This window comes from Allobosea sp. GW821-FHT10B12 (assembly GCF_059415545.1).
The window spans coordinates 260635-282411 of sequence record NZ_JBWKNL010000004.1 but is presented as its reverse complement, the minus strand read 5'-3'; the positions used below and the strand labels follow the sequence as shown (position 1 = coordinate 282411).

General features: G+C 68.7%; 14 protein-coding genes. 8 read left to right on the top strand and 6 right to left on the bottom strand.

The window, feature by feature from the left end; all coding sequences use genetic code 11:
* Positions 1-87 precede the first annotated feature (87 nt).
* Both AC07O0_RS15955 and hrpB read left to right on the top strand, forming a co-directional pair.
* On the top strand, positions 88-876 hold the full coding sequence (locus tag AC07O0_RS15955) for a class II glutamine amidotransferase (RefSeq protein WP_494624668.1): 789 nt from the start codon (positions 88-90) through the stop codon (positions 874-876).
* A 43-nt stretch (positions 877-919) separates the two neighbouring features.
* Positions 920-3430: an ATP-dependent helicase HrpB gene (gene hrpB / locus AC07O0_RS15950; protein WP_494624667.1), complete on the top strand. Its 2511-nt coding sequence runs from the start codon at positions 920-922 to the stop codon at positions 3428-3430.
* Positions 3431-3434: 4 nt separating this feature from the next.
* Here hrpB and AC07O0_RS15945 read toward each other — a convergent pair whose 3' ends face one another.
* A complete protein-coding gene (locus AC07O0_RS15945) occupies positions 3435-5585 on the bottom strand; it encodes a transglycosylase domain-containing protein (RefSeq protein WP_494624666.1) in 2151 nt (716 codons plus the stop codon).
* A 310-nt stretch (positions 5586-5895) separates the two neighbouring features.
* Here AC07O0_RS15945 and AC07O0_RS15940 point away from each other — a divergent pair, with 310 nt between their 5' ends.
* Complete coding sequence (locus AC07O0_RS15940) at positions 5896-6291, top strand: DoxX family protein (RefSeq protein ID WP_494624665.1); 396 nt, start codon at positions 5896-5898, stop codon at positions 6289-6291.
* Positions 6292-6365: 74 nt separating this feature from the next.
* On the opposite strand, the gene trxA is transcribed toward AC07O0_RS15940, so the two are convergent.
* The 5 genes from trxA to AC07O0_RS15915 all read right to left on the bottom strand — a co-directional run bounded on the left by trxA (position 6366) and on the right by AC07O0_RS15915 (position 15042).
* Positions 6366-6686, bottom strand: coding sequence for a thioredoxin (gene trxA / locus AC07O0_RS15935; RefSeq protein WP_137883921.1), 321 nt, complete (start codon positions 6684-6686; stop codon positions 6366-6368).
* Between the two features lie 88 nt (positions 6687-6774).
* Entirely contained in the window at positions 6775-10257 is a 3483-nt protein-coding gene (gene addA / locus AC07O0_RS15930) for a double-strand break repair helicase AddA (RefSeq protein WP_494624664.1), read from the bottom strand.
* Between the two features lie 196 nt (positions 10258-10453).
* Complete coding sequence (addB, locus tag AC07O0_RS15925; protein WP_494624663.1) at positions 10454-13558, bottom strand: double-strand break repair protein AddB; 3105 nt, start codon at positions 13556-13558, stop codon at positions 10454-10456.
* A 6-nt stretch (positions 13559-13564) separates the two neighbouring features.
* Entirely contained in the window at positions 13565-14299 is a 735-nt protein-coding gene (locus tag AC07O0_RS15920) for a nucleotidyltransferase family protein (protein ID WP_494624662.1), read from the bottom strand.
* A 77-nt stretch (positions 14300-14376) separates the two neighbouring features.
* Positions 14377-15042 carry a nitroreductase family protein gene (locus tag AC07O0_RS15915; protein ID WP_494624661.1) on the bottom strand — a complete coding sequence of 222 codons (666 nt, stop codon included), beginning with the start codon at positions 15040-15042 and terminating at the stop codon, positions 14377-14379.
* Between the two features lie 81 nt (positions 15043-15123).
* On the opposite strand from AC07O0_RS15915, the gene polA reads away from it, so the two are divergent.
* The 5 genes from polA (at position 15124) to AC07O0_RS15890 (ending at position 21770) form a co-directional block, all read left to right on the top strand.
* Entirely contained in the window at positions 15124-18168 is a 3045-nt protein-coding gene (gene polA / locus AC07O0_RS15910; protein ID WP_494624660.1) for a DNA polymerase I, read from the top strand.
* 95 nt (positions 18169-18263) lie between these two features.
* Complete coding sequence (locus tag AC07O0_RS15905) at positions 18264-19436, top strand: AI-2E family transporter (protein WP_494624659.1); 1173 nt, start codon at positions 18264-18266, stop codon at positions 19434-19436.
* Positions 19437-19496: 60 nt separating this feature from the next.
* Complete coding sequence (locus AC07O0_RS15900; protein WP_494624658.1) at positions 19497-19859, top strand: glycine zipper domain-containing protein; 363 nt, start codon at positions 19497-19499, stop codon at positions 19857-19859.
* 2 nt (positions 19860-19861) lie between these two features.
* Positions 19862-20281 carry a hypothetical protein gene (locus AC07O0_RS15895; protein WP_494624657.1) on the top strand — a complete coding sequence of 140 codons (420 nt, stop codon included), beginning with the start codon at positions 19862-19864 and terminating at the stop codon, positions 20279-20281.
* A gap of 100 nt (positions 20282-20381) precedes the next feature.
* Positions 20382-21770: a sensor histidine kinase gene (locus AC07O0_RS15890; RefSeq protein ID WP_494624656.1), complete on the top strand. Its 1389-nt coding sequence runs from the start codon at positions 20382-20384 to the stop codon at positions 21768-21770.
* The last annotated feature ends 7 nt before the right edge of the window (positions 21771-21777 follow it).

The window sequence follows — 21777 nt, the reverse complement described above, 5'->3', positions numbered from 1 at the left end:
GGGCTGCCGCCACCATTATGCCGGCATTCATTCTCATGGAATAATCTTCTCCTGCGGCGTCCCGCCCGCAGCTGATTCGGGACCACCATGTGCCGTTTCCTCGCCTATGCCGGCGCGCCGGTCTTCCTCGAGGACCTCATCGCCTCGCCCTGCCACTCGCTGATCCATCAGTCGCTGCATGCCGAAGAGGCCAAGACCGGCACTAATGGCGACGGTTTCGGCGTCGGCTGGTATGGCGAGCGGGCCGAGCCCGGCCAGTATCGCGAGATCAGGCCGGCCTGGTCCGACGAGAACCTGCTCTCGATCGCACGCCTGGTGCGCTCGCATCTGTTCTTCGCGCATGTGCGCGCCGCGACCGGCACGGCCTCGACGCGGGCGAACTGCCACCCCTTCGTCCATGGCCGGCATCTCTTCATGCACAACGGCCAGATCGGCGGCTACGCGCTGATCAGGCGCAGGTTGGAAAGCCTGATTCCGGACGGGCTCTATGGCGCCCGCGTCGGCACCACCGATTCCGAGGCGCTGTTCCTGCTGGCGCTGGCGCGGATCGCCGAGGGCGCCGCGCCCGGCGATGCCCTGGCGGGGGCGCTTGGCGATGCGCTCGCGCTGATGCAGGAAGCCGGCGTGCGCGAACCCTTGCGCTGCGCTGCCGCACTCGCCGATGGCGAGACGATCCACGCGGTGCGCTGGTCGTCCGATACCAAGCCGCCGACGCTCTATCTCTGCGATCGCGGCGATGCGGTGGTGATCGCTTCCGAACCGGTCGACGCGGCCCGCGACTGCTGGCAGGCCCTGCCCTGCAACACGCTGGTCTCGGTCAAGGCCGGCGCGGTCAGCATGACGCCGTTCGAGGTCGGATTGCGGCAAGCCGCCTGAGCCGACTTGCACCATGCCGCCGCCTGCGCCACATCGCAGGCGCATGCGCGCCTTCGACACAGCCCTCCCGATCGATGCAGTTCTCGACGCCCTCGCCGCCTCGCTGCGCGAGAAGCCGAACGCTGTGCTGGTCGCCCCGCCCGGCGCCGGCAAGACGACGCGCGTGCCGCTCGCATTGCTGGACGAGCCCTGGGCCCAGAAGGGCAGTGAGACCGGCAAGCTGATCGTGCTCGAGCCGCGGCGTCTGGCGGCCCGCGGCGCGGCCAGTCGCATGGCGCAGACACTTGGCGAGCGCGTCGGCGAGACGGTCGGCCTGCGCGTCCGGCTGGGCTCCAAGATCGGACCGAAGACGCGGATCGAGGTCGTCACCGAGGGCGTCTTCGCCCGGATGATCCTCGACGATCCCGCGCTGGACGGCGTCGCCGCCGTGCTGTTCGACGAATTCCACGAGCGCTCGCTCGATGCCGATTTCGGGCTGGCGCTGGCGCTCGACGCGCAGGCCGGCCTGCGCGAGGACCTGCGCATCCTGGTGATGTCGGCGACGCTTGACGGCGCGCGCGTCGCCAGGCTCCTCGGCGACGCTCAGGTGATCGAGAGCGAGGGCAGAGCCTTTCCGGTCGAGACCCGCTATCTCGGCCGCGACCCGCTGAAGCGGATCGAGGATCAGGTCACCGAGGCCGTGCTGCAGGCGCTGAACGAGCAGGCCGGCTCGCTGCTCGTCTTCCTGCCAGGGCAAGGCGAGATCCGCCGAGTCGAGGAGCGCCTGCGCGAAAAACTCCGCGATCCCGCGGTCGAGATCGCGCCGCTCTATGGCGCGCTCGATCAGGCCGAGCAGGACCGCGCCGTGCTGCCAGCGCCGAAGGGCAGACGCAAGGTCGTGCTCGCCACCTCGATCGCCGAGACCTCGCTGACGATCGAGGGCGTGCGCGTCGTCATCGATTCCGGCCTCGCCCGCGTGCCGCTCTATGAGCCCGACATCGGCGTCACCCGCCTCGTCACCCAACGCGCCAGCCGTGCGGCTTCAGACCAGCGCCGCGGCCGCGCCGGCCGCACCGAACCCGGCATCTGCTACCGACTCTGGGAGGAGGCGGCGAACGGCGCGCTCGAAGCCTTTGCCCGTCCGGAGATCCTCTCTGCCGATCTCGCTCCGCTGTTGCTCGACTGCGCCGCCTGGGGCGTCTCTGATCCCTCCACACTCGCCTTCCTCGACCCGCCGCCGGCGCCGGCCCTGAAGGAGGCGCGGACGCTGCTGGGCGACCTCGATGCGCTCGACCCGGACGGGCGCATCACCGAGGACGGCAAGGCGTTGCAGGGCCTGCCGCTGCCGCCGCGCCTCGCGCATATGGTCGTCGGCGCGGCGCATCACCGCCAGGGCGAGCCTGCGGCACTGCTGGCCGCTCTGCTGGTCGAACGCGGGCTCGGCGGCGACGCTATCGACCTCGCCGAACGGCTGGAGCGCTTCGGGCGCGAGCGCGGCGGCCGTGCCGGCGACATGCGCCGCCTCGCCGAGGGCTGGGCGCGGCAAGCGGCGAGCAAGGTGAAGGCGGGCACGGAGCAGCCGCTTTCGCCCGGTTTCCTGCTGGGCCTCGCCTTCCCGGATCGCGTCGCCAAGGCGCGTCAGCCCGGCTCAGGGCAGTACCTGCTCGCCAATGGCCGCGGCGCTGGCCTCGAACCCGGCCAGAGGCTGGCGCGCGAGCCCTATCTCGTCGTTGGCGAGATGACGGGGTCCGCGCAGCAGGCCCGTATCCTCAGCGCCGTCGCGATCAGCGAGACCGAGATCGCCGCGCTCGCCGCCTCCGGCCTGATCAGGATCGGGCTGTCGGAGCGCAACGAGACCGTGTTCGACCGCCAGGCAAGGGCATTGCGCGCGCGTGCTGCCCGCAAATATGGCTCGCTGGTGCTGGCCGAGCGGCCCTTGCCGGTCGAAGCTTCCCCGGAGAATGCCGAGGTGCTGGCGAAAGGCATCGCTGCGCTTGGCATCGAGGCGCTGCCCTGGAGCAAGGGCCAGGCGCAGTTGCGCGAGCGCATCGCCTTCCTGTGTGCGGCGGAGGGCGAGGATGCCGGCTGGCCCGATCTCTCCGATACTGGCCTCGCCGAGACGGCCGCGGATTGGCTCGCGCCACACATCGTCGGGCGGAGTTCTCTTGCCGCCATCACGCCGGGCGATCTCGACGCGGCGCTATCGACCCTCCTGCCCTGGGAGCTGAAGCGGCGGCTCGATGCGGAGGCGCCGACGCATTTTGCCGCGCCGACCGGCTCGCAGCTCGCGGTCGACTATGGCGCCGAGGCCGGGCCGACGATCTCGGTCCGCGTGCAGGAGCTGTACGGGCTGTCGCAGCACCCCTCGCTCGCCGGCGGGCGGGTGCCATTGGTGCTGGAGCTGCTTTCGCCGGCGCATCGGCCGATCCAGGTGACGCGTGACCTGCCGGGCTTCTGGCGCGGCTCCTGGGCTGCGGTTAAGAGCGAGATGAAAGGGCGCTACCCGCGCCATCCCTGGCCGGACGATCCCGCTGCGGCGGCGCCGACGACGCGGGCCAAGCCACGCGGGACGTAAGACGTCAGCCGCCGAACAGGCGCTCGAAGAAGTTCTTCTCCTGCGGCGCCGGCGGCGTCCAGGCGCGGTCGCCCGAGGCGGCCTGCTGGGTCCGCGCCGGCGGCGCGACGCCGGCGACCGGCTCGCCGGTGTCGAAGATCGACTTCGGCGCCGATTGCCAGAGCCCGCCCGGCAATTGCACCGGCTGCTGGCCGGCATGGGCCGTCTTCATGTACTTGCCCCAGATCTCGGCCGGCAGGCCGGCGCCGGTGACGCGCTTCATCGTCGAGTTGTCGTCATTGCCGACCCAGACGGCGGTGACGAGGCGCCCGGTGAAGCCGACGAACCAGGCATCGCGATAGTCCTGTGTCGTGCCCGATTTGCCGCCGACCTCCCAGCCGGGAATGTTGACCTTGCTGCCGGTGCCGCCGGTCATCACCGCGTGGAACATGGAATTCATCATCGAGAGCGTCTGTGGCTGGATCACCGGGCCGAAATTGTTGGCCTTGCGGGCATAGACGACCTTGCCGCTGGTCGATTTGACCTCGCGGATGACATAGGGGAGCACCGACTGGCCGCCATTAGAAAAGGTGGCATAGGCCGCGGTCATCTCGAGCGGCGTCACCTCCGACGTGCCGAGCGACAGCGATGGGTTCGGCTGCAATGACGAGTTGATGCCGAGGCGCTGGGCCGTGCGAATGACCTCGCGCGGCGTCACCTCCTGGATCAGGCGCGCCACGACGGTGTTCAGCGAATGGGCGAAGGCGGTCTGCAGCGTCACCGGGCCGCGGAAGGTGCGGGAAAAATTCTCCGGCTCCCAACCCTTGATCGAAACCGGGGAATCATCGCGGATCGTATCCGGCGTCAGGCCCTTTTCGATCGCGGTGAGATAGACGAAGGGCTTGAAGGACGAGCCCGGCTGGCGATGCGCGGCAGTGGCACGGTTGAACTGGCTCTTGGTGTAGTCGCGCCCGCCGATCAGCGCGCGGATCGCCCCGTCGGGCGCCAGCGAGACCACTGCGCCCTGCGAGGCGTTCAGCTTGCCGCCCTGCGCCGCGAGCGCCTCGACCAAGATGGTTTCCGCCAAGCCCTGCAGCTTGGTGTCGATCGTGGTCAGCACGGTGACATCGCCCTCGATCGCACCGATGAAATCGTCGAGCACGTCCATGACATAGTCCGCGGCGTAGTTGACCGAGCCGGCGCCGACGCGCTCGGGCACCTCGGCCGGCGCGCCGAGCGCGGTCTTGGCCGTGGTCTGCGAGATCAGCCCCTGCTCGGCCATCGCCGAGATCACCAGCTGGGCGCGCTTCTCGGCCGCGTCGGGATTGCGGTTGGGCGCGAGCCGCGAGGGCGCCTGGACGAGACCGGCGAGCATCGCCGCCTCGGCGACCGAGACCGAGCGTGCCGACTTGTTGAAATAGCGCTGCGCGGCCGCCTCGACGCCATAGGCGCCCGAGCCGAAATAGACGCGATTGAGATAGAGCTCGAGGATCTGGTCCTTGGTGTAGGTCCGCTCCAGCCAGAGCGAGAGGATCGCCTCCTGGATCTTGCGCGCCGCGGTGCGCTCCTGGGTCAGGAACAGGTTCTTGGCGAGCTGCTGGGTCAGGGTCGAGCCGCCCTGGACGCCGCCGCGCTTGGTCAGGTTGTTGACGACAGCGCGGGCGAGGCCGATCGGGTCGATGCCGAAATGCTCGTAGAAGCGCCGGTCCTCAATCGCGACGAAGGCTTTCGGCAGATAGGGCGGCACTTCGCCGATGGTGATGGTGCGCCCACCGGTCTCGCCGCGATTGGCGAGCAGCGTGCCGTCAGCCGCGAGGATGGCGATGTTGGGCGGCCGTTTCGGCACGGTGAGCTGATCGATCGGTGGCAATTGCGCGGCGTGATAGGCGACGACGCCGCCGACGGCGAGCACCGCCCAGAGCCCCATGACGACGCCCCAGTAGAAGATGCGGCCGAGGAAGGAGCCGCGCCTGCGACGCTGCTTGCGGCCACCCTTGCTGCGCTCATTCTGCTGGCGGCGCGGTTGCTGGCGCGGTGCCACCGGATTCCTTCCTCCGCGATAGGGACGGTCCTCGGCCGACAGGCGCAGACCGCCGTCGTCGCGCTCGTAATCGTCGCGCGCACGCTCGAATGACGGCTCGCGCCGCTCACCGCCTCGTTTCGACCGGTCGTTCATCCCGCCCCGTTCAGGCCCCGTCACCGCGCTGCGATCCACAGCCCGACGATTTTCCAGACAGGATTCAAACATGGCGCTTTTAAGGGGTGGTTAAGCCCGATTCCGGCGAATTTTCCGCAATGGTGAACGAGGCCGCCGCTGTTGCGGATTTGCCGCGTAATGATTTTGCTGCACTGCAAACGAAAACGTGACTTGATCGACCTTGCTTGCACAGAGACAAGCGCATGGCGACGAGGAAGAGTTCTTCGCCAGCAAACCCAATCACTTAGCAAATTTTTCCAATTCGAAACCGGACGGAAGGCAACCGCCCATGCAGGCTCTCAACTCATTGACTCGCTATGCGCCGCAGGCGCTCGCGCTGCTGCGCATCGCCACGGCGCTGATCTTCATCGCCCATGGCACGCAGAAGCTGTTCGGTTTCCCGGCTCCTCCGGCCAGCGGGCTGCCGGCAATGTTCACCCTGTTCTGGTTCGGCGCGATCCTCGAAGCCTTCGGCGGCCTGCTCATCCTGATCGGCCTGTGGACGCGCCCCGTCGCCTTCATCCTCGCGGGCGAGATGGCTTACGCCTACTGGATGTTCCATGCGCCGCGGAACGTCTACCCGCTGCTGAACAATGGCGACGCTGCGATCCTCTACTGCTTCATCTTCTTCTATCTGGTCTTCGCCGGCGCTGGCGCCTTCGCGCTCGACAATCGCTCGAAGTGACCCGGCGCACAGCCTGAAACGAAGAAGGCCCGCCCTCGATGAGGGCGGGCCTTCTTGATTCTGCGATCGTCGGATCAGACCGCAGCCGAGATCCAGCGCGACAGATCGCTCTTGGGGGCGGCGCCCACCTTCTGCGAGGCCAGTTTGCCGTCCTTGAACAGCATCAGCGTCGGGATCGAGCGGATGCCGAACTGGGCTGGGATCTGCTGGTTCTCGTCGACGTTCATCTTGACGATCTTGACCTTGCCGTCGAGCTCGCCAGCGATCTCCTCGAGCGCCGGGCCGATCATCCGGCAAGGGCCGCACCACTCGGCCCAGAAATCCACCACCACCGGCTCACTCGACTTCAGCACATCGGCCTCGAAGCTCGCATCGGTCACTTTGGTCGTCGCCATGGCTTACCGCCTTTCGATTCGCATGCGGCCACACTGCCGCTATTCATCGCCGAAGCTATGAACGAGCGGCCGCAGGGTCAAGGCTGGCTCACCTTCCGGTGAAGCGGGGCTGATCCGTCATATTCGCCAGGGTGGCGTCAAGCAGCTCGGCGCTCGGCTCCAGCGGCTTCAGGCTCGCCGTGTAGATCGCCACCGCGCGGACGCGGCGACCGGGATAGATCTCGCCGATGAGCCGGCGATAGACCGCGAGCTGCGCCAGCGTCGAGGCCGGCAGCGCAGCTGCGTTCGCGGGCGGGCGGGCCGCGGTCTTGAAATCGGCGATCAGCACCTCGTCGTCGCTGACGGCGAGCCGGTCGACCCGGCCCTGCACCGGCCGCCTGCTGCCATCAGCCATGGTGATCTCGCCAGCAAGCGGCACCTCAGCGAGGCTGCCCGGTCCGAACAGTGCGCCGAATTCCGGCGTGGCGATCAGCGTAAGCGCATCCTCGATGATCTGCTTGCGACGCTCCTGCGGAAGCGAGCCGCCACGTGCCTCTGCCAGCACATGGGCGGTGCTGGCACGCCGTTCGGGCGGCACCTCCGGCAGGACCTGCAACAACAGATGCGCGAGCCGGCCGGCCGCCGCCGCATTGGCGAGGAAGGGACCGTCATGCGGCCGCTCCTGCGCATCGGCGGCGGACAACGCGCTCGAAGGTCGTAACGGCGGCGCCGGCTCGGCCTCAGCAGGCGCGGCATGCATCAACCAATCGGGCGGCGTGGCAACAATCGATGCGGCAGCGCTCTCCTCGGCCGCGATTTCCCCCAGCTGCGAGACCATGAAGCGACGGACCTCGCCGTCGCCATCGGGAGCCGGCACGTCCCGCAGCCAGGGCTCGGAGCCGGCGAGGCCGAGCTCGGCCATGGCGTACCAGGAGCCTTCCGGCGCCTCGCCCTTGGCCTGGACGCCGCAAAGGATCAAGCGCTCCTCGGCGCGGGTCAGCGCGACATAGAGCAGGCGGTGATGCTCCTCGACCATCTGCGCGACGATCGCGTCCTTGGCCCGCCGCATCGCCGCGGGATCATCGGCCCGCTTGCTCGGCCAGACCGGGACCTGCGCGCCGCGCGGCGGTTCGACCGCCATCAGCTTCGGCAGGCGCCGCTCGCCCGGGGCGATGCCGAGATCGGCGAGGATGACGACCGGCGCCTCCAGCCCCTTCGAGCCATGCACGGTCATCACCCGGACCTCGCCGGCACTGGCCGAGAGGTCGCGCTTCACTTGCGTCGCCACGGCACCGATATGATGCAGGAAGCCGGCGAGCGAGGGGCCGTAGCGGCGCTCATGATCGAGCGCGGCGCTGAGGAAGGCGTCGAGCGCATCGCCCGCCTCCGGGCCGAGCCGGGCGAGGGCGAGATTGCGGCCACCGCCCGGGCCGAGCAAGCCGGCGAAGAAGCGGAACGGGCCGCAGCGCCCGGCTTCTTCGGCAAGTTCTGTCAACCGTGCCTCGATCGCGGCATAACGTGGCTCATCCTTCGCAGCGGCGAGGAAAGCCTCGCGCAAAGAGCCCTTCCGCTCCGGCGCGAGCCGCATCAGGTCGTCGTCGTCGAGGCCGAAGAGCGGTGTCTTCAGCGTGATCGCCAGCGAGAGATCGTCCTGCGGCAGCAGGATGGTGCGCCCGAGCGCGACGAGATCCTCGACCGCCGGATGGTCGGCGAGCGTCAGCCGGTCGCGGCCGGCGACGGGCACGCCGCGATCCTTCAGCGCCTTGACGATCGCTTCGAACAGCGCGCCGCGCTGGCGCAGCAGGATCATCACGTCGCCCGGCCTGAACGGCCGGCCGATATCGTCGCGGCCAGCCTCGCTCCAGCGCTTCAGCACATCGGCGATGCGGGCGGCGAGCTTGACCAGCCCGGAACGTCGCTCGGGCGCATCGACCGGCGTCGTCCAGGCATCGGGCTTCTCGCCGGCATCATCGGCCGAGACCGGCCAGAGATCGACGGCGCCGATCGAGGCACGCCTGACCGTGTCGTGCCGCTCGGGCCCGGCGCCGCCGTCGAAGACCAGGCCGCGCCAGTGTTCCCGTGGCGCGAACACCGCATCGACCGCGCGCATGATGTCGGGCGCCGAGCGGAAGGAGGTGGTGAGGCTGATCGGCTCGAAGCGCTGGCCGGCCTCCTGGAGGCGCCGGCCGAGCAAACGTCGCTCCTCGCTGAAATGGGCGGGCGCCGCGCCCTGGAAGCCGTAAATCGACTGCTTCTCGTCGCCGACGACGAAGACGGTGCGCGGCCGGACCAGCTCGCGCGCACCCTCGCCGGCCGAGAACTCCTCGGCGAGGCGGCGCAGGATCGCCCATTGCGCCTCGCTGGTGTCCTGCGCTTCGTCGAGCAGGATGTGGTCGATGCCGGCGTCGAGCTTGTAGAGCGCCCAGGCCGGATCGACCCGGTCGAGCAGCGAGCGTGCCTTGGCGATCAGGTCGTCATAATCGAGCAGCGAGCGCTGCGCCTTCAGCCGGCGATAGGCAGCGAGGATATGCGTCACCAGCACGGCCAGTGCCGCGCTGCGCTCGCGAACGATGATGGCGTTGAGCTGGTCGATCGCTTCGGTGAGGCAGACGGCGAGCGCATCGAGCGCCGCGTCGAGATCGGCCGGCAGGACGCTGTTGCCCTTGCCGCGGACATGCTGGGCGACGTTGCCCTCGGCGGTGAGCAGGCCGGCGCGACAGGCCGCGACCGGATCGATTCCCGGCGCATTCGAGGACGCCAGCCTGATCGCGGCGGCCGCCTTGGCACGTGTCGCGCTGCCGGCCTCGAAGGCGGCGACGAGCCGCTCGAGATCGGGCACGGCGGCCAGTTCGCGCTGGAAGCGCTCGAGCACCGTCTCAGCCGTCAGCTCCGGCGCGATGCCGAGGAACGCCGAGAGCCCAGCGACGATCTCCTCGGGCCTCCGCGCCCGGCCATCGGCATCGCTGAACACGGCGCGCTGGTGCAGCGCCTCGCGCATGATCTGGTCGAAGGTGTCCTGCGCGGCATGCTCGGCCATGAAGCGCAGCGCCCGCGCCTGCGGCCCGTCCGGATCGGCCTCGGCGGCGGCGAGCAGGTCGCGCCTGGCATCGCGCATCAACTCGTCCTGGGCGAGGTCGTCGGCGACCTCGAAGCGCGGCGGGACATTGGCCTCGAAGGGAGCGCTCTGCAGCACGCGGGTGCAGAAGGCGTGGATCGTCTCGATCTTGAGGCCACCCGGCGTCTCCAGCGCCTGCGCGAACAGGCGCCGCGCCCGGCTGATATCGCTCGGGGCCGGCAGCTGCCCTGTCAGCGCCGACAGGGCCGCCCATAGCACGGAATCTGAGGCGACGGCCCAGACCGAGAGCGCCCGGAAGACCCGGTTCGACATGTTGGCGGCGGCGGCCTTGGTATAGGTGATGCAGAGCATCCGGCCGGGCGCGACGCCGTCGAGCAACAGGCGCAATACGCGATTGACCAGCACATGGGTCTTGCCCGAGCCGGCATTGGCCGAAACCCAGGCGCTGAGATCGGGCTCGGCCGCCAGCGCCTGGTTGCGGCGCGTCTGCTCGGGGATGGTCCAGCCGGAGGTCATGGCGCGCCTCGACGAAGCTCCGGAACCACGACAGGCCCTCTCTCCCGGAACGGGGGAGAGATGGAGAGGGGGCTGGTGCCGCAGTCGATCAGCGTTAGAGCAAATGCCCCCTCCCAACCCTCCCCCGTTCCGGGAGAGGGCTCCCGCGCTTCACAAGCACGGCCGAGACGCTGATATCGGCCCGAATTTCCCCTGCTCATGCCTCGTCTCCGGCATCGCCGCCGAGATCAGGCGCCGCCGACCATTCCTTGACCCGGGCGAGCTGGTCATAGGGGCTGGCGTATTTGATGTAGGCCGGCGCACGGCGCGACAGCCAGGGCTCGCGACCGGCGCGCAGCACGGCGAGATGGTCGAGCAGTTGCGCGAGATGGCGGGCGGTGACGTCGGCCTGCGCCTCGTCCTTGAACGACAGCTTCTTGTCCTTCTCCCAGCTCTTGGGATCGTGGTTGAGCCTGAGATAGAGCAGCGCCTCGACCGGGCCGGGCAAGATATCCGGCGAGAAGCCGTGGCGCTGGGCGAGCTCGGCTTCGAGCGTCAATTGCGGAGCGAAGCCGAGGCGGACCTGCTCCTCGCTCGGCGGCGCGCCGGTCTTGAAATCGATGATGCGCAAGGCGCCCTCGCGCGTGACCTCGACGCGGTCGGCCCGGCCGGTCAGCAGGATCGAGGAACCGTCGATCAGCGGGAACTCGGCTTGCGTATCGCGCTCGACCGCGACGCGGGCGAGCCCGGGCCGACGCCTTTCCTCCCAGCCGATGAAGTTCTGCGCGATCAGCAGGAAGCGCGGCCACCAGAAGGCGCGCACCTCCGGCGTCTCCTCATAGGCGCGGAAGAAACGCTCGCCGATCTCTGTCAGGCTGCCATAGGCGCCGGCCGGCACCTGCTCCGGATAGGTTTCGGCGAACGTACCGACGATGTCGTGCAGCAGCGAGCCGCGATCGGTCGCGCCAGGGTCCTCGACCAGCTCCGGCAGGGCGTCGAGCCTGAGGATCTTGCGGGCGTAGACCGCATAGGGGTCGCGATAGAGCGTCTCGACCTCGGTGACGCTGAGCCGCTTCGGCTGCAGATGCGCCGCCGGATAGGGTTTTGGCCGCGGCACGGGCAGGAGGTCGGCGGGCTTGCCGAGCAACCCGGCCCAGGCGGTGAGATCGCGCCCGCGCGCCTCGGCCGCCTGCCAGGCTTCGGGCGGAGCGACCGCCTTGAGGCGCTGCCAGAAGCGCGAGGGGATCGTCTCGGCTTCGCCGGCCTTGCGGGCGCGGGTCAGCGTCACCCTGCCGGCCAGAGCCGCCGCGACGAAGTCATGCGCGGTCTGGCCGATGCGCCGTTCCGGTGGCGAAAGGCCGAGCTCGGCCCGCATCGGCCGGTTGACGAAGGAATCGGTCTCGGTCGCCGGTGGCCAGACGCTCTCGATCAACCCGCCGAGCACGACATGCTCCGCTTCGAGCAGGCGGGCTTCGAGCAGGCCCCAGATCTTGACGCGGGGATGGCCGGGATCGCGACGCTGCACGACGCGCTCGCCGATCAGGCCTTCGAGAATGGCGATCCAGTCGCGGGCGCGGCCTTCCCCGGGCGCCTCCCGCAAGGCGGCATCGAGATCGTCGAAGAGCGCGGCGAGCGCCTCGCCATCCGGACCGCGCCAGGCGAGGACGGCGCCGGTCTCGTCGGCGCTCAGCTTTTCGACGGCGCGCTGGGCCTGCGCCGCGATCTCGCGCAGTTCGGGTGCAGAGCCGGCCAAGGCTGCCATGAGCGGCGCGAGCGCATCTTCCAGCGCCGCCAGCACCTCATCGGCCGCGCCGACATCCTCGTCTGTCAGCTTGCGGCGCGGACGCGGCGCATAGGTCGCCTTGCGCAGCTCCGGCATCGCCTCGAAGGCGCGGCGCAGGCCGGCGAAACCGGGACCGACGGCCTCACCGCGCCAGCAGCCAATCTCCAGCGTCGCCGCGCCCTGGCGCAGGCGGGCTTCCGTCAGTCCGAGGCGGCAGAGCGGATGCGCCAGCAGCGCAACCAGGCTCGCCGGCGAGAGATCGCCATCGACCGCATCGAGCGCCAGCCGGAGCAGGGCGCCCGCCGGCCAGCGGCCGAGCGGCATTCCGGCGGAATCATCGGCCTGGATGCCCCAGCGCTTGAGCTCGACCGCGACGCGCTCGGCAAGGCCGCGATCGGGCGTGATCAGCGCAGCACGGGCGCCCGGCTCCTCCAGAGCTTCGCGCAGGGCGAGCGCAGCCGCCAGCGCCTCCTCGCGCTCATCCGCCGCCTCGACGATCCGCAGGCCGTCGAGCGCTTCGGCTGCAAGGGGCGCGGCGCCGGCCCAGTCGTCGGTGACCGAGGCCGGCAGCAAAGCGCGGCGCAGCAGATCACGGCGGGCTTCCAGCCCGGGCGACGGCTCGGCGACGGCGACAACCTCGTCACGGCTTGCGCCGATCTCGTCGAGCAGGCGATGCAAGGCCGCCTGCGGATGCGAGGGCGCCGGCTCCTGGACAATGGCGCGCCAGCCCTGCTCGGAGAGCGCCTCGTCGAGATCGGGCAAAACGACGGCGCCGTTCGGGGCGCGGGCGAGCGCGGCAAGCAGGCGCGCCGTCGCCGGCACAGTACCGGTCGAACCGGCCGCGATCACCGGCCCATGGAAATCGCCGGCGAGCAGGCGCTCGCGCTCGGCCGCGAGCATGCGGTTGCGGAATTCGGCCGGATCGCACTCGCCGCGCTGTTCGAGAATCGCTGGCCAGGCTCCGGCGATGATGTCGAGGAAGCGGGCGTTGAACTGCCAGATCTCGTCGAAGCGGGCGGCGTCGAGCCCCTTCAATCGCGCCGGCGAGACGCCTTCGGTCTGGAGCTGGTCGAGCAGATGGGCGAGGTCGCCGGCGAGCGCCCAGGCCTCGGCCAGGGTCGCCGGCATCAGCGACGGTTCGGCCGGATCGAGCTTGAGATGCTGGCGGTTGGCGGTGCGACCCCAGGCCGAAATCAGCGTCGTCAGGATGAAGCGACGACGCAGCGGATCGATCGGCGCGACCCGCCCAAGCGCCAGTGCATCGCCCGCACCGGCGATCAGCGCCGTCTCGGCTTCGTCGACATCGCCGAGCGGGACGATGCGCGGCAGCAGCAATGGCCGGCCGCCGAGCTTTTCTGACAGGATCGTGCCAAAGGCCCGCGCCGCGCGCTGCGTCGGCAGATAGAGCGTGGTGCGCGAGAGGGCAGCGGGATCGCCGGGGTCGAAAGCCCGGCCGAAGCGGCCGGCGATCAGCGCTTCGGCCAGCACGGAGAGGAAGGGCGCGCCGGCCGGGATGCTGAACAGGTTGAGCCCGGCCATCGCGGCTCACCCGCTCTGATGGGCGGCGTAGGCCTGCTCCGCCAGCGGGATCGCCTCGGGCGTGCCGACATGCAGCCAGCGCCCGTCGAGCAGATGGCCGAACAGGGTTCCCCTGGCGATGCAGCGGTCGAACAGCAGGTTCAGCGAGAACGGCCCATCCGGCGTATCGACGAAGAGTTCCGGCTTGATGATCGCGACGCCGGCATAGACGTAAGGCGCGCTCGCTGCCTGCCCGCGCCGCGCCAGCCGGCCGGCTTCGTCACGGAAGAAGTCGCCGGCGCCGTCGAAGCCAACACTGCTCTCACGCTCGGCGAGCAGGAGCAGCATGTCCATGCGCGCCGCATCCCAGGCCACGGCCATGGCGGCAATGTTCGACGCTCCCCGTTCGCTCCAGAGCGAATCCGAGTTGATGTGGAAGAAGGGCTCGCCGCCGAGCAGCGGCAGCGCCTTCTTCACACCGCCGCCGGTTTCGAGCAGCAGGTCGCGCTCGTCGGAGATGGTGATCTGCGGACTGGTGCGGCCGGCGACGCGCGCCTCGATCTGCTCGGCGAGGTAATGGACGTTGACCACGGCGTCCGCGACGCCGGCCTCGGCCAGCCGGTCGAGCGCATGGTCGAGCATGGTCTTGCCGGCAATCGCCACCAGCGGCTTCGGCATCCTGTCGGTGATCGGGCGCATGCGCTTGCCGAGCCCGGCGGCGAGCACCATGGCCCGGCGGATCGGCGGCGAACTGGTCTGCATGACGTGAACGAATCTCCCGCCGGCCAAGACTGCTACATCAGCCATGGCCGGCGCGATTGCTCAAGTCCGGCAGCAGCTCAAAGGAAGCTGGCGATCTCCTCCAGCGGCTTCTTGCCGATGGCGGGCACGACGCAGCCCTCGGCGGGATAGCCGACCACCAGCAGGATCAGCGCCTTCTCGTTGTCAGGCCGGCCGCAGAGCTGGTTGAGGAAATTCATCGGCGCCGGCGTATGCGTCAGCGTCGCCAGGCCCGCCTGATGCAGCGAGGCGATCAGGAAACCGGCGGCGATGCCGACCGATTCAGGCACGTAATAGTGCTTCACCTTACGACCTTCGGCATCATAGCCCCAGCGCTGGGCGAAGATCGCGATCAGCCATGGCGCCGTGTCGAGGAAGGGCTTGTGCTCGTCGGTGCCGAGATGCTCGAGCGCATCGAGCCATTCCTCGCCGGCGCGGCCGGCATAGAAGGCGCGCTCCTCCTCCTCGGCGCCCTCGCGGATTTTCTTCTTGATCTCGGGGTCGGAGATGCAGACGAAGGTCCAGGGCTGCTGATTGGCGCCTGATGGCGCGGTGCCGGCCGTCGCAACCGCCGCTTCGATGATCTCTCGCGGCACCGGCCTATCGGAATAATCGCGCACCGTGCGGCGCTTCTTCATCGTCTCCAGGAATTTGAGCGCCTGCGCCTTCATCTCCTCCTCCGGCAAGCCCAGGAAGGCGAGCGGCATGGTGACATAGGCGTTCATCGATTTCCTCCTGACAGCTTCTTGCGGGCACTGCTGCTTGCACAATAGACCATCCCGGCGCGCAGCCCTATGGTCCCGGCCATGACGAACGACAGCTCCCAGCTCAAGCCCGGCGACCACCTCTTCCTGGTCGATGGCTCGAACTTCATCTTCCGCGCCTATTTCCAGTCGATCAACCAGGACCGGAAATACAATGCCCGCTCGGACGGTTTGCCCTCGGGCGCGGTCCGCTTGTTCGCGACAAAACTGTTCCAGTTCGTGCGCGAGGGCGTGCTCGGCGTGAAGCCGACCCATCTCGCCATCGTCTTCGACAAGAGCGAGAACTCCTTCCGCAAGGAGATCTACCCGGCCTACAAGGGCAACCGCTCCGACCCGCCGCCGGACCTGATCCCGCAATTCCCGCTGATGCGCGACGCCGTGCGCGCCTTCGGCCTGATCCCGGTCGAGCAGGACATCTACGAGGCCGACGACCTGATCGCGACCTATGCGAGGCAGGCGCGCGAAGCCGGCGCTGACGTGCTGATCGTCTCGGCCGACAAGGATTTGATGCAGCTCGTGCGGCCGGGCGTCGCCATGTACGATCCGGCCTCGGGCGACGCCAAGAAGGGCGCCGGCTTCCGGCCGGAGCGGCGCATCGGCGAGCCCGAGGTCGTCGAGTATTTCGGCGTCACCCCCGACAAGGTCACCGATGTCCAGGCACTCGCCGGTGACGCTACCGACAATGTCCCGGGCGCGCCCGGCATCGGCATCAAGACCGCGGCGCAGCTCATCGGCGAGTACGGCGATCTCGAAACGCTCTTGAAGCGTGCCGGCGAGATCAAGCAGCCCAAGCGCCGGGAGACGCTGACCAATCCCGAGGTGGTCGAGAAGGTCCGCATCTCGCACAAGCTGGTCACGCTGGTCGAGGACGTGCCGGTCGAGACGCCGGTCGGCGAGCTCACCTTGAACCAGCCCGATCCGGCCAAGCTGATCGCCTTCCTCAAGGCGATGGAGTTCACCACCATCACCAAGCGTGCAGCTGAAGCTTACGAAGCCGATGTCGCGGCGATCGATGCCGATCCCGACCTCGCCCCGGGCGGCGCCCGCGCCGCTGCGCTCAAGGCGCTCTATGCCGAGACGGACCTGCCGGTGGTCGGAGCGGCTGTGGCGGTCGCCACCGATGGCGACACGACAGTCGTCGCCGCCGCGGTGGTGGAAGGCAAGGCTGCGCCCGTGGCCGATGGCTGGCTGCGGCCGGCCGATCTCGCCGCGGCGCGCAAGGATGCGGCGATCGCGGTCAAGATCGATCATGCGGCTTACGAATGCGTGCGCACTATCGCCGATCTCTCGCGCTGGATCGGCTGGGCCTATGAGGCCGGCCAGGTCGCGCTCGACACCGAGACCAACTCACTCGACGTGATGCAGGCCGATCTGATCGGCATCTCGCTCGCGGTCGCGCCCGGCAAGGCCTGCTATATCCCGCTGCAGCACCGGGCCGGCGACGGGCTGTTCGATTCCGGCCTGCTCGAAGGCCAGATCCCGCTCGACCAGGCGCTGGCCGAATTGAAGCCGCTGCTCGTTGATCCCGGCGTGCTCAAGATCGGCCAGAACCTCAAATACGACATCGCGGTGTTCAACCGGCATGGCGTCGAGGTTGGCCCAATCGACGACACCATGCTGATCTCCTACGCGCTCGACGCCGGCAATGGCGGGCAGGGCATGGACCGGCTCTCGGAGGTTCATCTCGGCCACAAGCCGATCGCCTATTCGGAGGTCGCCGGCACCGGCAAGAGCCAGGTCACCTTCGACAAGGTGCCGCTCGACAAGGCGACCGCCTATGCCGCCGAGGACGCCGATGTCACCTTGCGGCTCTGGCTGGCGCTGAAGCCGCGGCTGGTGCCCGAGCGCAAGACCACCGTCTACGAGACGATGGAGCGCCCGCTCGTGCCGGTTCTCGTGCGGATGGAGCGGCGCGGCATCTCGATCGACCGGCAGATCCTGTCGCGCCTCTCCGGCGAGTTCGCCCAGTCGCTGGCGCGGCTGGAGGACGAGATCCACACGCTCGCCGGCGAGAAGTTCACCATCGGCAGCCCCAAGCAGCTCGGCGACATCCTGTTCGGCAAGATGGGCCTGCCCGGCGCCAAGAAGACCGCGACCGGGCAATGGGCGACCGGCGCCGGCGTGCTCGAGGACCTCGCCGAGCAGGGCAACGAACTGCCCGCCCGCATCTTGGATTGGCGCCAGCTCGCCAAGCTGAAATCGACCTATACCGACTCGCTGCCGACCTATGTGAACCCGCAGACGCACCGGGTCCATACGTCTTACGCCTTGGCTGCGACCACCACCGGCCGGCTCTCCTCCTCCGAGCCGAACCTGCAGAACATCCCGATCCGCACCGAGGCCGGGCGCAAGATCAGGACCGCCTTCGTCGCCGAGAAGGGCCACAAGCTGGTCTCGGCCGACTACAGCCAGATCGAACTGCGCATCCTCGCTCACATGGCCGACATTCCGCAGCTGCGGCAGGCTTTCGCCGATGGCGTCGACATCCATGCGATGACCGCCTCCGAGATGTTCGGTGTCCCGGTCGCGGGCATGCCGAGCGAGGTGCGCCGGCGCGCCAAGGCGATCAATTTCGGCATCATCTACGGCATCTCGGCCTTCGGCCTCGCCAACCAGCTCGGCATCTCCCGCGAGGAGGCCAGCGCCTATATCCGCAAGTACTTCGAGCGCTTCCCCGGCATCCGCGACTATATGGACCAGGCCCGCACTACGGTGCGCGCCAAGGGCGCGGTCGAGACGATCTTCGGCCGGGTCTGCCATTTCCCGGCGGTCGCCTCGAAGAACCCGTCCGAGCGTGCCTTCGTCGAGCGCCAGGCGATCAACGCGCCGATCCAGGGCTCGGCCTCCGACATCATCCGCCGCGCCATGATCCGCATGGAAGATGCGCTCGCAGCCGCCAAACTCGATGCGCGCATGCTGCTGCAGGTGCATGACGAGCTGGTCTTCGAGGTGCCGGAGGCGCAGGTCGAGGCGGTGCTGCCGGTGATCCGCAAGGTCATGGTCGAGGCGCCGCAGCCGGCGGTCGCGCTCAAGGTGCCGCTCGTCGTCGATGCCCGCGCCGCCGACAATTGGGACGAGGCACACTGAGAGCCGGCTTCGGACCGCCGGAACCTTCGCCGCAACAGCCGCGTTGAGCAGCCGAAGTGCGCCGGGGGGCGCAGCAGCGCGCTGGATGGTCAAAAATGCTCAACGCCTCGGCCTGGAGACCCTTTCCTCGCTACATGGCGGAACCGGAGGACGACGCGCCCTCCAGCGAGATCACGCCCCAGGACCATGACCTGATCGTCCGCTATGCGATCGTCGGCATCTTCGTCATCCTCGCCACCGCTTCGCTCTACCTGACGCGCGTCATCGCGCTGCCGATAACCGCCGGGGTGATCTTCGGCTTGGTGCTCGGGCCCCCGGTCGATGCGATGGTGCGGCGTGGCGTGCCGCAGCATCTCGCCGCGGCATTGGTGGTTCTCCTCGGGGCGCTCCTGCTGCTGCTGCTGATCGGCACGTTGACCGTCCCGATCGCCGCCTGGAGCGACCAATTTCCGAAGATGGTGGCCGCGCTGAAGTTCAAGCTCGTCGGCGTGCTCGCCTTCATGGAGGACTTCAAGAAGTTCGCCGAGAATTTCTCCGGCAGCGAAGGCGCCAAGGTCAGTGTCTCCGACGGCAACCCGCTGGTCTCGATCGCGGTCTCGTCGACCGCAGCGGCCGGCGGCCTTTTGATCTTCATTGCGACGGTCTATTTCTGGCTGGCGACGCGGCGCCATCTCAAGGCCCGCACCCTGCGGCTCTGCCTCGGCCGCGGCGCGCGCAAATCGGCTGGCAGCTTCTTCCAGGAGATCGAGACCCGCACGGCCCGCTATTTCGGCCTGGTGACGCTGATCAATCTCGGCATGGGCGTTATCTCGATGGCGATCGCCTGGGCGGCCGGACTGCCCTATCCAGTCTTCTGGGGCGCGCTCGCCTTCTTCCTCAACTACCTCGCCTTCATCGGGCCGATCATGGTCACGGTCGCGTTCTTCGCAGCCGGCCTGCTGTCGCCATCCTCGCTGCTCGTCGCGGCCTGGCCGGCAGCGACCTATTTCATCGTCCATCTGATCGAGGGCAATGCTGTGACGCCGATCGTCGTCGGCCGCCGCCTGACGATCTCGCCCTTCCTCGTCTTCATCTCCTTCATCTTCTGGCTCTGGCTGTGGGGACCGATCGGCGCGGTGCTCTCGACCCCGATCCTGCTCGTCGGGTTCGTCGCCCGCGAGGAGTTCGCCAATTATCGGAAAGCGCTGCAGGAGGCCGAAGAGGCCGCGAGCGAAGCGGCGTCCGCCAGCGATGCTCCGGCCGGAACCGCTCCAGCCCTGGTGCGTTGAGCTTTGCGCCACGTCACCGCGCGTGGCATCGTCATCATTCCAGCATCATGGGAGCCGTTGATGGCCGCAACCAGCACCACCGCCAAGCGACAGGCCGCGGCCTCGGTCAAACGCGCCAAGGACGAAGCAGCCGACGCCGCCTCCGGCACGGCGGAGCGCGCTCGCAGCGCCGGCCGCCGTGTGAAAGATGAAGCGGATGAGATCGAAGCCAGCCTGACGCGCGGAGCCGAGGACCTCGCCGCGACGGTCAGCGAGAAGCTGAAATCGGTCGGCGTCGACACCGACCGCATGGTCGAGGTCGCGCGCGAGCAGGCCAGCGATCTCGAGGAGCTCATCATCCGTGAGATCCGCGAGCGGCCCCTGCGGGCGCTGGGCCTGGCGGCTGCGGTTGGATTGTTCGTCGGCTTCCTGTCGGCGCGCTGACCATGCTTGGGGGGCTGACCGGTCTGGTCACGCGCGAGGTCGGCGGCGTCGTGCGCCGCAACGTCACGGTTCTCGTGCTCTATCTGCTGGCAGGGCTGCTGGCGGCCGGCGCCGTCGGCTACGGTCTCGACGCGCTGCACACCGTCTTGACGCTGCATTACGGGGCGATCATCGCCAGCTTGGCGATCGCCGGCGGACTGCTCGTCGCTGCGCTGCTCATGCTCGGCATCGCGCTCTATGTGAAGAGCCGGCCGCGCCCGGACCGGCGCCTGGCCGCTGCGGTCGCCGCCGCTCCGATCGCGGCCTCGCTGGTCGGCAGCCGCAAGCTCGGCTGGCGCGCCGGTCTGGTCGGCGGCGTCGTGCTGCTCGGGCTCATCCTCGGGCGGCAGTTCGCGCAAGGCGATGACGACGCTGAAAAATAAGGCAAACTCTCCCTGAATCGATCGACTTTCGGCAGTCGGTTCGCACAGACCTGTCTTTTTACCTTGGGCGATCGGGTTTCAGCGTCTATTCAAGGCGGCGATGAATGCCCAGCTGAAGCTCCGTCCACGCTGGCTGTTGCCGGGACTGCCCTTGCTCGGTGCGCGCCTTTACACCGCCTCCTCGGCGGCGATCGCGATCGTCGTGGTCGCTGCCGCCGTCCTCATCGCCGGGTGGATCAATATCCAGGCGGATGAGGCGTCGCGACTGGTCTCGCGTTCGATCGACATCCGCGAACGCAGCGAACGTTTCCTCAGCAATCTGCTCGATGCCGAGACCGGGCAGCGCGGCTTCCTGCTCAGCGGGAACGAGCACTATCTCGAGCCCTACAATGAGCGGCAGGCGGAGCTGCTCCCGAGTCTCGACCAGATCGAGCGTCTCGCAGCCTATAGCCCGACGCAGACCGAGCGCGTGCAGCAGGCTCGCTCCATCACCATCCGCAAGCTTGCCGAGATGGCCGAGACCGTTGCGCTGATGCGCGCCGGCAAGCGCAGCGAGGCCATCACCCTGGTGGCGCAAGGCACCGGAAACCGGCTGACTCAGGATCTGCGGAACGTCATCGGCGCGATCCAGCTGGAGGAGAATCATCGCCTCACCGCCAGCAGCCGCCGCGAGGCCCGTCGCCGCGTCCTCGCCAGCGCCGGCATCCTGATTGCCCTCGCCGGCCTGTGCTTTGCCGCCTGGCTGCAATTGCGGGTTCGGCACCGCCGGACGGTCTCGTTGTCGAGCTCCAATGCCGAGCTGGAACGGAAGGTGGCCGAGCGCACGCTCCAGCTTGAGAACGAGCGCTTGCGCATCGAGGCACTGCTGCGCGACGTCAATCACCGCGTCGGCAATAATCTGGCGATGGTCTCCGCCCTGCTCAATGTCCAGACCCGGCAGACGCGTGAGCCGGCGGTCAAGCAGGCACTGGCCCAGGCGCAGTCGCGCATCCAGGCGATCGCGGCCGGGCAGCGCCGCCTGCGACTCGATATCGAGGCCGACGAGATCGAGGCCCGGCCCTATCTGGAAGACCTCCTGGCCGAGATCGGCAAGGCGGCGGAGGGGCGGCCGATCGAGATCGTGCTGGCGATGGACGCGATTCGCCTGCCCGGACGGGATGCCGTCTCCTTCGTCGTCGTCATCAACGAGTTGGTGACCAATGCGATCAAGCACGCCTTTGCGGACGGGGCCGCAGGCAAGATCACCATCCGCCTTGCTCGCACGCCCGAGGATAATCTCGTCCTCTCGATCGAGGATGACGGCGTCGGGATGCCGGAAGATCAGCAGACGGCCGGACTGGGCAAGTCCGTGATCAACGCCCTGCTACGCAGCATGCGGGCCGATATGGAGATCACGCCGCTATCGCCCGGCACCGCGCGACCGGGCACGCGTGTCGCCGTCACCTTTCCGAAACGGGAGCAGCCGGCCGAGGAAGAAGCGGCGGAATAGACCGCCT

What these genes read in the sequence shown, in the direction of transcription:
- AC07O0_RS15905 (WP_494624659.1), top strand. Translation starts at nt 18,264, where the DNA reads ATGCTCAACGCCTCGGCCTGGAGACCCTTTCCTCGCTACATGGCGGAA.
- addB (WP_494624663.1), bottom strand. Translation starts at nt 13,558, where the DNA reads ATGGCCGGGCTCAACCTGTTCAGCATCCCGGCCGGCGCGCCCTTCCTC.
- hrpB (WP_494624667.1), top strand. Translation starts at nt 920, where the DNA reads ATGCGCGCCTTCGACACAGCCCTCCCGATCGATGCAGTTCTCGACGCC.
- addA (WP_494624664.1), bottom strand. Translation starts at nt 10,257, where the DNA reads ATGACCTCCGGCTGGACCATCCCCGAGCAGACGCGCCGCAACCAGGCG.
- AC07O0_RS15920 (WP_494624662.1), bottom strand. Translation starts at nt 14,299, where the DNA reads ATGCAGACCAGTTCGCCGCCGATCCGCCGGGCCATGGTGCTCGCCGCC.
- AC07O0_RS15890 (WP_494624656.1), top strand. Translation starts at nt 20,382, where the DNA reads ATGAATGCCCAGCTGAAGCTCCGTCCACGCTGGCTGTTGCCGGGACTG.
- AC07O0_RS15940 (WP_494624665.1), top strand. Translation starts at nt 5,896, where the DNA reads ATGCAGGCTCTCAACTCATTGACTCGCTATGCGCCGCAGGCGCTCGCG.
- AC07O0_RS15945 (WP_494624666.1), bottom strand. Translation starts at nt 5,585, where the DNA reads ATGAACGACCGGTCGAAACGAGGCGGTGAGCGGCGCGAGCCGTCATTC.
- trxA (WP_137883921.1), bottom strand. Translation starts at nt 6,686, where the DNA reads ATGGCGACGACCAAAGTGACCGATGCGAGCTTCGAGGCCGATGTGCTG.
- AC07O0_RS15895 (WP_494624657.1), top strand. Translation starts at nt 19,862, where the DNA reads ATGCTTGGGGGGCTGACCGGTCTGGTCACGCGCGAGGTCGGCGGCGTC.
- polA (WP_494624660.1), top strand. Translation starts at nt 15,124, where the DNA reads ATGACGAACGACAGCTCCCAGCTCAAGCCCGGCGACCACCTCTTCCTG.
- AC07O0_RS15915 (WP_494624661.1), bottom strand. Translation starts at nt 15,042, where the DNA reads ATGAACGCCTATGTCACCATGCCGCTCGCCTTCCTGGGCTTGCCGGAG.
- AC07O0_RS15900 (WP_494624658.1), top strand. Translation starts at nt 19,497, where the DNA reads ATGGCCGCAACCAGCACCACCGCCAAGCGACAGGCCGCGGCCTCGGTC.
- AC07O0_RS15955 (WP_494624668.1), top strand. Translation starts at nt 88, where the DNA reads ATGTGCCGTTTCCTCGCCTATGCCGGCGCGCCGGTCTTCCTCGAGGAC.